Source organism: Fictibacillus sp. EA-CB0309 (genome assembly GCF_055814265.1).
In genome coordinates this window covers 3,357,986-3,371,995 of record NZ_CP169271.1, presented here as the reverse complement: position 1 = coordinate 3,371,995, position 14,010 = coordinate 3,357,986, and the positions used below count along the sequence as shown (strand labels likewise).

Annotated in this window: 14 protein-coding genes and 3 pseudogenes; 10 read left to right on the top strand and 7 right to left on the bottom strand. The window is 40.2% G+C overall.

Annotated features, from left to right (window positions below; genetic code table 11):
- Positions 1-15 precede the first annotated feature (15 nt).
- Positions 16-1,359, bottom strand: coding sequence for an FAD-binding oxidoreductase (locus ACEWFH_RS18880; RefSeq protein WP_473727355.1), 1,344 nt, complete (start codon positions 1,357-1,359; stop codon positions 16-18).
- Positions 1,360-1,510: 151 nt separating this feature from the next.
- Between ACEWFH_RS18880 and ACEWFH_RS18875 the strand changes: the two genes are divergently transcribed.
- Together ACEWFH_RS18875 and ACEWFH_RS18870 are read left to right on the top strand one after the other, a co-directional pair.
- A complete protein-coding gene (locus tag ACEWFH_RS18875) occupies positions 1,511-2,074 on the top strand; it encodes a BsuPI-related putative proteinase inhibitor (RefSeq protein ID WP_473725252.1) in 564 nt (187 codons plus the stop codon).
- 249 nt (positions 2,075-2,323) lie between these two features.
- Positions 2,324-4,467 (top strand): annotated as a pseudogene (locus ACEWFH_RS18870) (ATP-dependent Clp protease ATP-binding subunit).
- A gap of 148 nt (positions 4,468-4,615) precedes the next feature.
- On the opposite strand, the gene ACEWFH_RS18865 reads toward ACEWFH_RS18870, so the two are convergent.
- Complete coding sequence (locus tag ACEWFH_RS18865) at positions 4,616-4,672, bottom strand: hypothetical protein (protein WP_353958328.1); 57 nt, start codon at positions 4,670-4,672, stop codon at positions 4,616-4,618.
- Between the two features lie 451 nt (positions 4,673-5,123).
- Between ACEWFH_RS18865 and ACEWFH_RS18860 the strand changes: the two genes are divergently transcribed.
- The gene (locus tag ACEWFH_RS18860; protein WP_473725251.1) at positions 5,124-5,753 is read left to right on the top strand and encodes a hypothetical protein; all 630 of its coding nucleotides are present in this window, start codon (positions 5,124-5,126) and stop codon (positions 5,751-5,753) included.
- 407 nt (positions 5,754-6,160) lie between these two features.
- Here the strand turns inward: ACEWFH_RS18860 and ACEWFH_RS18855 are convergent, their stop codons facing one another.
- On the bottom strand, positions 6,161-6,349 hold the full coding sequence (locus tag ACEWFH_RS18855; RefSeq protein ID WP_473725250.1) for a hypothetical protein: 189 nt from the start codon (positions 6,347-6,349) through the stop codon (positions 6,161-6,163).
- A gap of 197 nt (positions 6,350-6,546) precedes the next feature.
- On the opposite strand from ACEWFH_RS18855, the pseudogene ACEWFH_RS18850 reads away from it, so the two are divergent.
- The 3 genes and pseudogenes from ACEWFH_RS18850 (at position 6,547) to ACEWFH_RS18840 (ending at position 10,427) form a co-directional block, all read left to right on the top strand.
- Positions 6,547-8,950: pseudogene (locus tag ACEWFH_RS18850) on the top strand (penicillin acylase family protein).
- An 84-nt stretch (positions 8,951-9,034) separates the two neighbouring features.
- Positions 9,035-9,322 (top strand): hypothetical protein, encoded by a 288-nt coding sequence (locus ACEWFH_RS18845; protein WP_473725249.1) that lies wholly within the window; start codon positions 9,035-9,037, stop codon positions 9,320-9,322.
- A gap of 766 nt (positions 9,323-10,088) precedes the next feature.
- Positions 10,089-10,427 (top strand): VOC family protein, encoded by a 339-nt coding sequence (locus ACEWFH_RS18840; protein WP_473725248.1) that lies wholly within the window; start codon positions 10,089-10,091, stop codon positions 10,425-10,427.
- Between the two features lie 129 nt (positions 10,428-10,556).
- Here the strand turns inward: ACEWFH_RS18840 and ACEWFH_RS18835 are convergent, their stop codons facing one another.
- The gene (locus tag ACEWFH_RS18835; protein WP_473725247.1) at positions 10,557-10,748 is read right to left on the bottom strand and encodes a hypothetical protein; all 192 of its coding nucleotides are present in this window, start codon (positions 10,746-10,748) and stop codon (positions 10,557-10,559) included.
- Positions 10,749-10,931: 183 nt separating this feature from the next.
- Here ACEWFH_RS18835 and ACEWFH_RS18830 point away from each other — a divergent pair, with 183 nt between their 5' ends.
- Both ACEWFH_RS18830 and ACEWFH_RS18825 read left to right on the top strand, forming a co-directional pair.
- Positions 10,932-11,183 (top strand): HPr family phosphocarrier protein, encoded by a 252-nt coding sequence (locus ACEWFH_RS18830; protein ID WP_473725246.1) that lies wholly within the window; start codon positions 10,932-10,934, stop codon positions 11,181-11,183.
- 194 nt (positions 11,184-11,377) lie between these two features.
- Positions 11,378-12,004 carry a YitT family protein gene (locus ACEWFH_RS18825; protein WP_473725245.1) on the top strand — a complete coding sequence of 209 codons (627 nt, stop codon included), beginning with the start codon at positions 11,378-11,380 and terminating at the stop codon, positions 12,002-12,004.
- Between the two features lie 48 nt (positions 12,005-12,052).
- On the opposite strand, the gene ACEWFH_RS18820 is transcribed toward ACEWFH_RS18825, so the two are convergent.
- Positions 12,053-12,226 carry a YjcZ family sporulation protein gene (locus ACEWFH_RS18820; protein ID WP_473725244.1) on the bottom strand — a complete coding sequence of 58 codons (174 nt, stop codon included), beginning with the start codon at positions 12,224-12,226 and terminating at the stop codon, positions 12,053-12,055.
- A gap of 183 nt (positions 12,227-12,409) precedes the next feature.
- Between ACEWFH_RS18820 and ACEWFH_RS18815 the strand changes: the two genes are divergently transcribed.
- Positions 12,410-12,715 carry a hypothetical protein gene (locus tag ACEWFH_RS18815; protein ID WP_473725243.1) on the top strand — a complete coding sequence of 102 codons (306 nt, stop codon included), beginning with the start codon at positions 12,410-12,412 and terminating at the stop codon, positions 12,713-12,715.
- A gap of 338 nt (positions 12,716-13,053) precedes the next feature.
- Here the strand turns inward: ACEWFH_RS18815 and ACEWFH_RS18810 are convergent, their stop codons facing one another.
- Positions 13,054-13,296, bottom strand: coding sequence for a DUF2164 domain-containing protein (locus ACEWFH_RS18810; RefSeq protein WP_473725242.1), 243 nt, complete (start codon positions 13,294-13,296; stop codon positions 13,054-13,056).
- Between the two features lie 299 nt (positions 13,297-13,595).
- On the opposite strand from ACEWFH_RS18810, the pseudogene ACEWFH_RS18805 reads away from it, so the two are divergent.
- Positions 13,596-13,703: pseudogene (locus tag ACEWFH_RS18805) on the top strand (aspartyl-phosphate phosphatase Spo0E family protein); the annotation flags it as partial.
- Between the two features lie 24 nt (positions 13,704-13,727).
- Here the strand turns inward: ACEWFH_RS18805 and ACEWFH_RS18800 are convergent.
- Positions 13,728-13,922 carry a hypothetical protein gene (locus tag ACEWFH_RS18800; RefSeq protein ID WP_473725241.1) on the bottom strand — a complete coding sequence of 65 codons (195 nt, stop codon included), beginning with the start codon at positions 13,920-13,922 and terminating at the stop codon, positions 13,728-13,730.
- Positions 13,923-14,010: the final 88 nt, after the last annotated feature.

Below are 14,010 nucleotides of genomic sequence, written 5' to 3'. Positions count from 1 at the left end.
CTTTTCGTTTCATTTCTATACTATGATTTTACCTGGATTTAAAATGTCATTTGGGTCTAATTGTTTTTTTATAGATATCATGATCGGGAGGGTGTCGGCATGTTCTTTTGCCAAATATTTTGCTTTGCCGATTCCGACTCCATGCTCGCCTGTACACGTGCCACCTTTACGCAATGCATAGTCCACAATACGTTCATTAACCGCGTCTGCTATTTCACGCTCACGATCATTGGTTGCGTCATACATGAGGATGGCGTGGAAATTCCCATCTCCAACATGTCCTAGTACAGCACCAGGGACACCGATTTCATCCATCGTCTCTCTTGCATGAACGATCGCTCCAGACAACTCTGAGAGAGGAAGGCACACATCCGTAAACATCATGGACTTGCCAGGGTATCCGTGTTTGAACGCATAAGCTAAGTTATGTCTGGCTTCCCAGAGCTTTGCACGTGCTTTCGAATCGCGTTCCTCCACCCACTCTAAACCTCCAAAGCTCTCAAGCAATTCTTTTGTTAATGAAGCTTCATATGTAACACTTGCCGGATTTCCTTGGAACTCTAAGAAAAGGGTAGGGGCTTCCGTATAGGCTGTATCGCTGTTGTGATTAACCTGTACGATGGACCGTTCATCAACGAGCTCCATTCTGGCGATTCCAGTACCAGATCCAAGTACAGCAATTGCTGCTTCAACTGCAGTTTGAACAGAAGGGAATGTACATCGTGCAGCAAGAACAGATTCAGGAATTCCGTACACTTTTAACGTGATTTCTGTAAAAACGCCCAGCGTACCTTCAGAGCCGACAAACATGGAGGTTAAGTGATAGCCTGCAGATGATTTTGCAGCGAGTCCGCCGGTTTGAATCACCTGTCCATCTGCTAAAACAACTTGAAGGTTTCTGACCTGATGGCGCATGATGCCGTATTTTACACTTGTTGTCCCGCTCGCATTGGTCGCGGCCATTCCGCCAATCGTGGCATCTGCACCGGGATCAACAGGAAAGAACAATCCATATTTTTTTAGTGCAAGATTCAGCTGCGTTCGTGTTACACCAGGCTGAACTCTGACTAAAAAATCATCTGGACGAATCTCGAGTACTTCATTCATCTCCTGAAAGTTAAGAGAGATGCCGCCTTTTACAGGAATGCAGTGACCTTCAAGGCTAGATCCAGCTCCGTAAGGCACAACAGGAATTTGCTGTTCGTTTGCGAATGTTAATATAGATGAAATTTCTTCAGATGATTTAGGGTATACAACAATATCTGGTGAAACAGGATGGTGATAAGATTCATCATGGCTATGCTGCCAAAGAATCGTTTCGTTTTGTGTAGCGCGTTTTTCAGAAGTCCGTTTTTGCATTTCAAGTAATAGATCAGTATGTGCAATGTTCAAATAAACCCGCTCCTTATCCGTGTGAGTTACTATCTATTTTACATGAACACTGTGAAAAATCCTTTTTTAACATGAAATTACGTATATATGCCCAAACTAACAAGTGAGGTGATGAACCATGAAAAAACGCACAAGTGTATGGCATGTTATACTGATCATAATGTGTATTTCAATAGTCGTGACAGGCTGTGGAAACAAAGACAGCCAAAACCAATCCGAGGGGAGAGAACAACCGGTGATGGGTGATGGTAAAGGAAACGAAAAGAAACAGCGTCCTGAAGAAGGACAAGGCGGGCAAACTGGACAGGACGGACAAGGCGGCATCGTCGCTGGCAGTATGGAGTCTTCTATCAAAGTACAAGAGCAGCAGAATGCTAAGGGGATTTTATTTAGGTATGAGTTGAAAAATCAGACGGAAAAAGAGAAGGTCTTTCAATTTTCATCCAGTCAGAAGTTTGATTATGTGATTAAAGACAAGGGCGGAAAGGTTCTGTACCAATACTCAAAAAATCACATGTTCATGCAGGTGTTAACCTCTCTAAGATTGAAGCAGGGTGATGTTTTTAAGCAGGATATTTTAGTAAACGATCTGGAGCCAGGTGCTTATACGCTAGAAGTTTGGTTGACTCCAACTGGCGAGACAGAAGATTACAGACAAAAAATCACTTTTAATTGGAACTAAATTGGGGAAGAGATGAGTTAAGAGCTCATCTCTTTTTGCTTTTATGACAGCAAAACAAAATACTTGAAAGTCAAAAAAGGTCAAAGTATAATATGGTTAAAGGTTAATGGTCAAAGAAAGTCAAAGTCAAACTGTGGCTAAAAAGACTCATGAGACCTAGAAACAAAAAAGTTGCGAAACGAAATGCATGCGCGTATAATCGCAAATAATTTATACAATTTTAAAAAATATGAATAGGGGGTTACAAGTATGCGTTGTGAACAATGTGAAGTTAATCCTGCTACGATCCAAATGAGCATCTCTATGAATAAAGAAAAGAAACAATTTGTGCTTTGCTCTAATTGTTACCATAAAGTAAAACAAGAAATGACTACTGGGGAGGAATGAATATGAACTTTTCTTCTTTCGATGATATATTCCAACAAATGATGAATGGTCAAGCTTTTACAGACCAAGCGAACCACCATGAGCAACAACAAACTCAAAAAGGAAAACGAGGCGGAGGCTTTTTAGATCAATTTGGCCGCAACCTAACAGATGCAGCTAAAGCAGGAATCATTGATCCGGTTATCGGGCGAGATGATGAAGTGCGCCGTGTAATTGAGATCTTAAACCGACGCACGAAAAATAACCCGGTTTTAATCGGGGAACCAGGTGTCGGTAAAACCGCAATTGCAGAAGGCTTAGCAACGAAAATTGTGGAAGGCAATGTTCCAGCGAAACTTTTAAAGAAAGAAGTGTACTTGCTGGATGTTGCATCACTTGTTGCAGATACAGGAGTAAGAGGTCAGTTCGAGGAACGCATGAAACAGCTGATTGCTGAGCTCCAAAAACGCAAAAATGTCATTCTATTTGTGGATGAGGTTCATCAGATCGTGGGAGCAGGTTCCGCAGAAGGATCTATGGATGCGGGGAATATCTTAAAACCTGCACTTGCACGTGGTGAATTGCAGATGGTCGGTGCTACAACGTTAAAAGAGTACCGTCAGATTGAGAAGGATGCAGCGTTAGAGCGCCGCTTCCAACCGGTAATCGTTAACGAGCCTACACTGGATGAAGCGATTGAAATCTTGAAAGGTCTTGCACCTCGATACGAAGATTACCACCAAGTAAAATTTACAGAAGAGGCATTAAAAGCATGTGTAATGCTATCACATCGATACATCCAGGACCGATTCTTGCCAGATAAAGCGATCGATCTTATGGATGAAGCAGGATCTAAGAGCAACCTTCAGCATATTACAATTGAAAAATCGTCTATTGAAGAGCGCTTAGAAGAACTCGTAAAAGAAAAAGAAAAGGCCGCTGCAGATGAAAACTATGAACTAGCTGCAAAACTTCGCCAAGAAGAACTTGTACTTGATGAGAAACTAAAAACGCAAGAAGAAGATAAAAAAGCAGCGATTGTTCAAGTGGAGGACATCCAGCACATTGTAGAACATAAAACAGGTATTCCTGTTCGGAAGCTCCAAAGTGACGAACAATCGAAAATGAAAGAACTGGCTGCCAAGCTTTCAGCTCAAGTTATCGGGCAGGAAGAAGCGGTTGAGAAAGTGGCAAAAGCGATCCGCAGAAGCCGTGCCGGTTTAAAAGCGAAGAAACGCCCGATCGGATCATTCTTGTTCGTTGGTCCAACAGGTGTTGGTAAAACAGAGTTAACAAAGACGCTTGCAAAAGAAATCTTTGGTGATGAAGACAGCATGATCAGACTCGACATGAGTGAGTATATGGAAAAACATGCTGTGTCTAAGTTGATCGGTTCACCTCCAGGGTACGTTGGGCACGAAGAAGCTGGGCAATTAACAGAGCAGATTCGCCGTAAACCTTACAGCATCTTGCTGCTAGACGAGATTGAGAAGGCTCATCCAGATGTTCAGCACATGTTCCTTCAAATCATGGAAGATGGCAGATTAACAGACAGCCAAGGACGTACCGTGAGCTTTAAAGACACAGTGATCATTATGACAAGTAACGCAGGTGCTGCTGTTAAACAAACGAAGAAACTAGGATTTAACACGGGAGATGTAGAAAAAGAAACACACATCCTTGATTCATTAGGAGGCTACTTTAAACCGGAGTTTCTAAACCGTTTTGATAGCATTGTCCAGTTTCAGTCGTTGAAAGAAGAGCATCTCGTGAAGATTGTTGATTTAATGTTGCAAGAGCTTTCTGAACAGCTTCAAGAGCAAAATATCGCGATTACGGTAACTTCGGCCGCGAAGCAAAAGCTTGCTAAACTTGGGTACCATCCATCATTCGGAGCGAGACCACTACGCAGAATCATTCAAGAGCATATTGAAGATAAAATTGCAGATGTTCTACTCGATGAAGAGGATGTACAAAAATTAACGGTAAACGTTGCAGAAGGTCAAATTGTCGTGAAAAAAGGGTAAAACTAAAAAAACCTTGCTAGAGAGTATCCCCGGCAAGGTTTTTGTTTTACAATGCAAAGTAAAGGTTATTCTAATACATAGGTTTTTTACGAAAAAATAAGCCATGCATCTGCATGGCAGAATGAAAAAATCAAAAACTCTCTGTCTTCTAGGAGTCATCTTTGGAGCGGATTATGGTAAGAACAAGCATTGAAAAACCAATCATGAGTGACATCGCTTCAAATACTGTCATCCCCATCCCTCCTTACAATTTAGGAGTAAGACTCGTACAAGAATTAGAGAAGGAAAAGTATTGTATGTTTTCCATTTTATCCCGAATTACAATCTGAAACAAGAATCGTAATAACTATTTCTTATAATCGCAATTAGGTCAATAGGATTATTTTACCAATGTCATTTTTCGGAATTTGTTCTTCTTGTTTTTGTATGACATTGAACTGGTTGGAAAGACCTATAAAACATACAATTCATCAAACCTGATATTTTCAAATCACAGGCGAGGCAAGGAATATCGTGAGAAGGAAAATAAGGACGCTAAGTAAGAAAATTAAGCATGTTCTAATCACTCTTTTCAACCCCTTGTGTATATCAATGTATAAGAAAATAAGATTCTTCATGACAGTTATTCAAGAAAAATTTTAAGGAGGACATTAAGATTGGATACGTCTTATGTTTGGTACGTGAGTTATGGATCAAATTTAATGGAGCACCGTTTTTTGTGTTACATTCTTGGTGATCAGCCTGAAGGTTCTTCACAAAGAGAAAGGGGCTGCAGAAATCCGGCAATGCCGCTTAAAAACGGAAAAGCTGTGCTTCCATATCCTCTATATTTTGCAAGAGAGCGGACAAAATGGGGTGAAGGCGGAGTTGCTTTTATCGGACATGAAAAAAGTGATCAATACAAGACATATGGCCGAAAGTACTTAGTCACGGTTGAGCAGTTTTTAGATGTTACTGCTCAAGAAAATAGCTGTGACGAAATAGAGGCAGATTTAGAAGAGGTCATCCAAAAAGGGTATATCCATTTTGGACAAGGCTGGTATAGCCGAATGGTCTATTTAGGGGAGGAAGAAGGATATCCGATGGTTACGTTCACGTGTAACCTGGATATGCACGAACAAGATCTGAATCCGCCGCCTGCAACCTATCTCACTACAATAGCCAAGGGGCTAAGCCAACTAGGGCTTACTTGCGGTGAGGCTGTAAAATATTTTGCCCAAACACCTGGTATTGCAGGCAGGATGAACGAGGATGAAATTGAGCAGATCATTGGTAGTTATTTTTAGGCTAATCTTTCCTCATTTAACATTTAGATGATGACTTAGTTAGGAATTTGAGCATTTTTCTTTTTTATATACATCATTGATAAGTTGATTGCAGTGTAAGGTGGGAGACTCCTGCGGGACAAGCGGTCAGGTGAGACTCTTAGGGCGCAAAGCGGCAAGAGGCTCACCGTCTGCCCCGCGAAAAGCGAGCACCTGAAACGGAAATCAACCGCTTCTTTGCTTTTTTTGGTGTTTAACATGACTAAAGATTGATAAGGCCTCCATTCAACGGGGGAATTACCGTTAATAGGGATGAACATAGGCCCAGCGTTATATGACTTATGGAACTTACGAAGAGGGAAAATCGATGAGATAATAAAGTCCCCTATACATATAGAGGTGCTTCTGACAAAAGAAGCACCTCTTTTTTATGCATTCATCTTAATTTTCTTAATGGAGATAATTCCAGCTGGGCAATTGAATTGATCCGCTATCACCTTTTTTACTTGTTCATGGAGATTAGATTTTCCAGGTTGAATATTAGCAATAACGATATTTCCTTGGGTAACTTTTTCCTGGCCCTGGCTGAGTTGGAAATCCACCAGAATTTTAGCCATCTTCTCTCTCCTTATGTTGTTTGTCGTAAAACTGCTTGTTGAGATATTCGACATTCTTCTCTAAATCCTGTCTTTATTTATTGAAATTAGTCAGAAAGTATCGAGGTTTTTCTATTCATTTACTTTTCTTCTCTTTATACAGGAAATCCGTCATATTAGAGAATGTTATTAGGAAGATTGTCAGGGCAGGGGGATATATAGGTGGAGAGAGCGCTTCAGAAAAAAGCTTTGTTAAACGATTAACATGGAAAAGAAGTTTACTCATCATTGGAATTGCACTTGTCATCATTTTATCAGCCGCAGCAGGCACAGCCTATTTTCTGCTGCAAAAAAGTAAACCGCAAGTAAATGGAACATTATCCGTAAATGGACTAACCGCAAATGTGGATGTTTATCGAGATGCTAACGGCGTTCCGCATATAGAAGCAAAGTCGATGAAAGACCTATTTATGGCTCAAGGTTTTGTCACCGCGCAAGACCGTATGTTTCAAATGGACTTAAGCAGAAGGCAAGCGTCTGGAATGCTTAGCGAGGTAATCGGGGAACAGACGATACAGCGTGATAAGTTTTTAGAACTCTCGGTTTAAGAAGAGCAGCTGAAGCTTCTTACAATGAGTATTCACCTGAAATGAAGCGATATCTCGAATGGTATGCAGATGGTGTTAATTCGTATATGGAGCAGGCTAAGAAAGACAATACACTCCCGATTGAATTTTTGCTTGTAGGTTATGAGCCGAAAAAGTGGACGCCTGTCGATTCGCTTGTTATCGGAAAATATATGGCATTCGACCTTGGCGGACATTGGGAAGGACAAGCTTTTCGATATTATTTAATGGAAACGTTCTCAAAAGAAAAAGCATTGGATCTATTTCCGGGATATCCAAAAGATGCACCTGCTATTTTAGAAGATTTAGAATCAGCTGGTATTGATTTTGAAAAAGTTTCGCAGATTCTGTTATTCCAAACTTTCATAATGGTAGCAACAATTGGGTGATTGCAGGCAGTAAAACTCAGTCAGGTAAACCTCTCCTTGCCAATGATCCGCATCTCGCACTTGGTACTCCATCCATCTGGTATCAGAGCCATTTAAAAGGACCAGATTATGAAGTGTCCGGTGTTATTTTTGCCGGTATCCCAGGGATTATCGTTGGACATAACAAAACAATCGCATGGGGTGTGACGAATGTCGGTCCTGATGTTCAGGAACTATACGTAGAAAAAAGAAACCCTAAGAATCCTTATGAGTTTCAGTACTTGGCTAATTGGGAAAAAGCCGAAGTTATCGACGAAATCATCAAAGTGAAAGATAAAACAGACGTGAATCATGAGGTGGTGATCACAAGGCATGGACCTGTAATCTCTGAGTTTGCTCACCAGGACAAACCAGGAACAGCCCTTTCCCTAAAATGGACAGCTCTTCAGCCTTCAAAGGAACTCGAAGCGGTGATAATGATGAATCGTTCACAAAACTGGCAGCAGTTTGAGAAAGCGTTAGAATCTTTCCATACTCCAGCACAAAACTTTGTTTTTGCAAGCACAGACGGAACCATCGCTTATAAGGCAAACGGATTAATACCGATTAGAAAGCAAGACTACACATCAATACCTGTTCCAGGATGGAACGATCAGTATGAATGGAAAGGATATATCCCATGGGATGAACTCCCGACAAGAGTCAACCCAGAAAATGGATACATTGCAACAGCAAACAATAAAGTAACAACCGATACGTATCCTTATCACATTTCGGATACGTTTGCGCAGCCATACAGACAACAACGAATAGTAGAAGTTCTTGAGGGGAAAGAAAAACTTTCAGTAAAAGATATGCAGAGCTTGCAATTTGACCAAAAAAATAAACAAGCTGAAGAAATGCTGCCGATTCTTATCGAACAAGTGATGAAAGAACCTTTGGATAAAAAAGAAAAAGAAGTGCTCGCTGTATTAAAGAATTGGAACAAAATAGACAATAAAGAGAGTGCGGCACCTTTAATCTTTCACATCTGGATGGATCGTTTCAGCGATGAATTGTTCAAGGATGAGATCAGTGATGAGATGTTGAAGATGTTTGACGGTCGTGAGCAAGTGGTGGATGAACTGATTCGAAAAGCAAATGCCGGTCAGCCTGGCCCATGGATCAAAGAACATGGCGGCTTAGCTAAAGTCACTCAGCAATCATTCAAATCCATGATCTCTGTACTCAGTGATAAATATGGTGAAGATCTATCTAAATGGAAGTGGGGAGATTTTCACACGCTAACATTTGAACATCCTCTCGCAGCTATTAAACCGTTAAATCTGTTGTTTAATCCTGAAACACAAACAATGGGAGGAAGCCGGGTTACAGTAGGTGTTGCTGGGTGGAACCGGGAAACGGGGAACATCACACATGGTGGTGCATGGCGGATGGTGATCGATATGGATGATCCTTCTAAGGCATACCATGTTGTTGGCCCAGGTCAATCTGGTCATGTATTAAGTCCATGGTACAGGGATCAGGCGAAAGATTGGGCAACAGGGAAGTACCATGTTACAGCATTAAATGATGAAAACCGAGGTAATCAGCAGCATCTTGTTTTACAACCTTCCTCAGAAAAATAAGCATTGTTAGACACTTGTCTCTGTCAAAATAACAGGTTGGACATATGGTGTAGAGAAGGCAAAAACAGCTGGGAGGTTTACCCTTTGTCATACCAAACGTATCACCTGTGCCGCCGTTATATAGGCAGATCTGTGTATATTGATTGTCATTGCGGCACGAGATATCATGGTGTTCTTAAACATGTAGATAATAAAAAAGCATACATTCTGCCGTATAGCACGGAAGGACAGGATGAGAGCAGCAACCGCTTCTTCTTTGCACCTGCACTTGTAGGACTAACACTTGGAACAATCGCAGGTCTAGCATTAGCACCAAGACCGTATCCGATCTATCCTGTTTACCCGCCATATCCGCCGTATCCGTATTATTAAGTTTTAGAGGGACTGAATCCATTTTAAGGTTCAGTCTTTTTCTTTTGCTTTTGGGATGCAAGTTGTGAGAATAAGGTGAGGAGCATTGGGACGTATGTTTCCCCCGGTCTGTAGTTAGAGTCTTTTGAGCTTTTTACGGTACGTGTTCTTTTATTTGTTACACGTTCGCGCAAACTAGGCTGTATTTCGCTCCAAACGCCTTTCATTTCGCGCAGTAGATCCTTCTTTCACTCCAACTGATCAGAGTTTCACGCACCAGGCTCTCAGTTTCGCCCAAAACATTTGAAGATACATACTACACCGCTCTTCTATTATTAGAAAACTTGCTATTCTTTAATGAAAAAAGAAAAATGAACTTACTTGAATCAGGATTGGTTGTTTTTCAGCGTGAATTCATATGATTCTTTATTGTTTTTGTTCTTTTCTAAAGGTTCTTTTCTAAAAGATTGTTGCTTTCAAACCTCATTTTATTATCTTCTGTGAAAGTTGATTGGAGTGTAAGATGCGAGACTCTCGGCTAGGACAGGCGGGCAGGTGAGATACTTAAGAGTGGAATGTACGAATGTGGCTCACCGCCTGCCCCGCGGAAAGCGAGCAGCCTGAAACGGAAATCAACAACTTTCAAGAGCAACATTGTAAGCGAAAACACTCTTTTTAAAAAAACAGCAGGAAAATATTAAAGTCAGATGGAAAGTAACGTATACAGAAATAGGAATCAAATACAATTAAACACATAATCATGAATTTTTTACGAGGGGTATAGGAATTGAAGCTCGCATTTTTGTTTCACCCAGTAAAAGATTTACAAGAATCACAACAATATTATGAAGGTCTTGGGATGACTGAAGCTTGGCGAGAAGGTAATCAGGTACTAGGTATGTCCATGAAAGATTGTGAAGTACAGTTGATGATTGAAGAGGACGAGCATGACTTGGGCCCAGGCGGTGTATTTTTGGTAGACAGTGTTGATGACTTTTATGATGAGCACGAATCAAAACTGGACTTTGTAAAATCACCTTGTACAATTCCTCCTGGTAGGTATGCGATTTACAGAGACGGAACAGGAAACCCGATACGAATCATTGATTTTTCGAATAAAGATTAACATCACAAAAAGCACTTTCCAAATGAAGGTGCTTTTTTGTATTTGAACTATATTAAAAACAAAACCAACCTTAATGATAAAAATCCTGATCCTCATTCAGTGCGGGATCATGCAGGTCTCCTACGAAATTTAATAGACTGTCTCCTTCGAAATAAAAAGGTTCAGTGTCCTCGAGCCAGCTGCGGTATTCTTGAAAGTCCTGATCAAAATGACCCGAAAAAAGCGGTGTGCCACTTCATTTGTTAATGTATCAATAATCACGATGCCTCTATAGCTCTGGCGATCGGGTTCGTCATAATCACATGCTACATAATAAGCCATAACGATGCTCCCTTTTAAAGTCATACACATAATGTTGCAATTTAGTGCTTTTTCATACCATTATTTTTGATTTTCTTCATAAATTGAAACGATAAGCCATAAAACACTTACACAGCGTTTAAACGGGCTTTACATTCTGCCTGTAGGATGAATTATGAAGAGGACTGAAAAGAGGGTTATGTGATGAAAACTTATTTTATGGTGCAAGAGAAAATAAGACCTGGGTGGATTCGTGAAATGGTGGTCAAAGCGAATGAATTTGAGCAATGTCAAATTTTCTTTGAATGCAACACCTTAAAAATTAACGCAAAAAGTCACCTCAGTATGAGTCTGCTTAACGGAATGAAAGGGATTTGTTGTGTATCTGCAACTGGAGAAGAAAGCAGAACGGCGGTGGATGCATTACGAAGTCTTGGAACTGGTACGTTAGTGTAGAAAATGAAAATAACATACTAGAAGAAGCAGTTGAATGACTGCTTCTTTTTGTTATTTTTAGAGGTGAAAACACGGATATCAAGACTATGAAAGCACATATCAAGAAAAAACAAAATATATCAAGAATTCGGAAATACTTTATTGGAAATTTCCAAAACAACTTGCTTTTCTTTGTGTGAGGTCTAAAATGAAGGATGGATATGACGCAGAGACCAGAAAGGATTTTTGTTTTGCAAAGAATCATTTGGTTAACTTTTGGAGCTTTTTTACAGGGACTAGCTATGGCTGCATTCCTGTTTCCCCACGCTATACCTTCTGGAGGGGTGGCAGGCATCGCTATCTTAAACGATTACTTCTTTAGCGTGCCATTGGGACTTACGCTATGGACCATTAATTTCGGACTATTGCTGCTAGCTGTTAAAAAACTTGGGAAAAAGGCGGCATTATGGACCATCTATTGTGTGGCAGTTACCTCTGTAACGGTAGATTGGATAACAACACATGTCCCAAATCCTTTAAATGGAACACTGATTGATGTTATATACGGAGCGATCATTTTTGGTACAGGGGTCGGAATTCTGTTTCGTTTTGGTGCTTCTTCCGGAGGTATGGATATTTTAGCGCTTATACTGGCTAATTGGTCAGGAAAGAAACCAGGTACCATCCTTTTTTTGATCAACAGTTTTGTGCTGGTTTTAACGTCGCTTACAATTGGTTTCGAAATTATACTCTTCGCATTACTATGTCAATGGATCAGCACTCGAATTATAGATTACGTTCGTACAGCTCAATTTCAGAGAAAAACAAAGCGATTTATGTAAAAAGGGTACGGTTATGAAAACCGCACCCTTTTTTGTGTTGCGCAAAAATTAGCAATCTTTGCCTTTGTGCGCCCACGAACAACCAACGATAATGAGAAGGACAAATAGAACTACTATGATCGCAAAACTCTTTCCATAACCTCCGCCACCACAATAACCATATCCGCCACCATACATTGGTGCGTTTGCAAGTGAAGCATTTACCGGTGAATTTGCATACATTCTAAAACTCCTCCTTACGAAATTGTACTTTCGACTTCGATACAGTATATGTGTCGTACAGAAAGGGTGTATGGACAAATGTTTAGTTTTTCAGGAATTAGGCGGTTGTAATACTTTTGCAAAGAAAATGAGATGTTACAAATGTAGATAAAAGGGGTAATTGTAAGCAAGGAGGCGTTATAGATGCAAACTGCAACCCAAACTCAAACTCAAATGAAAACAACTAGCAAGTTATTGAAAACTCAATCATGGGCTTTAATTGGTCTTGGTACAGGTGCACTGGTCTGGCTTTCTTTCAAACCTAACCGTATTAAAACAAAAATGAAATTTAAAGATATGAAACGAAGAGTACGTCCTCATCATATCGATCGCACACAGCTGCCAATCAATAAAGCAGGACATCCTGATCCAATGGATGTGGATGACAACAAGATGGTAGAAGAGGGCGCTATGTACTCTGTAAATTATTACAACGATAAAAAAGGTTAAAGGATGGGAGTCTCCCATCCTTTTTTCTTTTATTTAGGTTCTTTTCTAAAGAGTTGTAGCTTTGGACTTTTTCTATTTTCATCAATTGCAAGTTGATTGGAGCGTAAGGTGGCGTGCCTACCACTTGAGATTCTTCTCGCAAGGCATGCGACGAGGAAGTTCGCTTCGGTAGCAGGTTACTTGTAGACGCAGGAGCAAGGTACTTTCTTAAAGCGGTCAAGGTGGAGACTCCTAATGGCGCAAAGCGGCAGGAGGCTCACCGCACGCCCCGTGGAAAGCGAGAAACCTGAAGCGGAAATCAACACTATCAAAAGCATTAATGTATACGAAAACATCCATTATTTGCGAATCGGACGCTTTAACGTGTAGAGGTCTTCTTCTAAATTTTCCATTCTCGATTGCAGTGTGGAAATAGAGTCTTCGATGCCCTCATTGTAAAAATAAGCAGCCATTTCACTCGTTATGAAGTCCAGTACTTGCTCAGCCGCAATATTTCCGATTTCTTCACCGCGTTCATCTAAAAAGAAGGACTGTATGCTAGTAATCATTTCTTCTTTTGTCTCTTTTGAAAGTTTTCTCATTCTCTTAAACACTCCTTCACTATGAAATCTCTTCTTTATTGAATCACAAATTCATATAATACGTCCTAAGAAAGTAGACGAATGCGGCTGAATCATGCATAACATTGGAGGAAATATTGGGTCTTTATGACGATTTTTCATGTAAAAATATGTCCGGTTTTGTAACATTACTTCTTCTTTTGTGGAAACTATTTTCAAGCATAAAAAAAGCGGGCATAATAACTGAGAAGTACAAAATTGACATAAGGGGAGCCGATTTTCGTGGAGAAAAAAGAATGGAATAACTCTCTTCTGATGGAATGTATAAAAGAAAAAAAGAAAAGCTGGTAGAAATTGCAGACCGAAACGGTTTAACCAGCAAGGAAACAGTTAAGTGCAGTCAAGAGTTAGACGTTTTATTGAATGTCTACCAAAGACAAGCAACGTTCTAATTATCGTTTATTGAAGATGAGTTCATCTGTTAGTTGATCAATACGAAGTAGAATCGCTTTCTTTGTTACTAGAGGATAATTACAGTGAAACTCTGATAACAGTTCACGAATCTCCTGAATAAGGGAAATTTCTTGTTCAGGCATAGCTTTGGATGATTCGCTTTTCGCTTTAAATTGAATCAGATTGTCTTTCACACCAACACCCCATTTTCATATTGTGTTGGATACTACTTCCATATCATCATTTAAATACCTTCCAAAAGTCGAAATGTTTCCTTTCTAC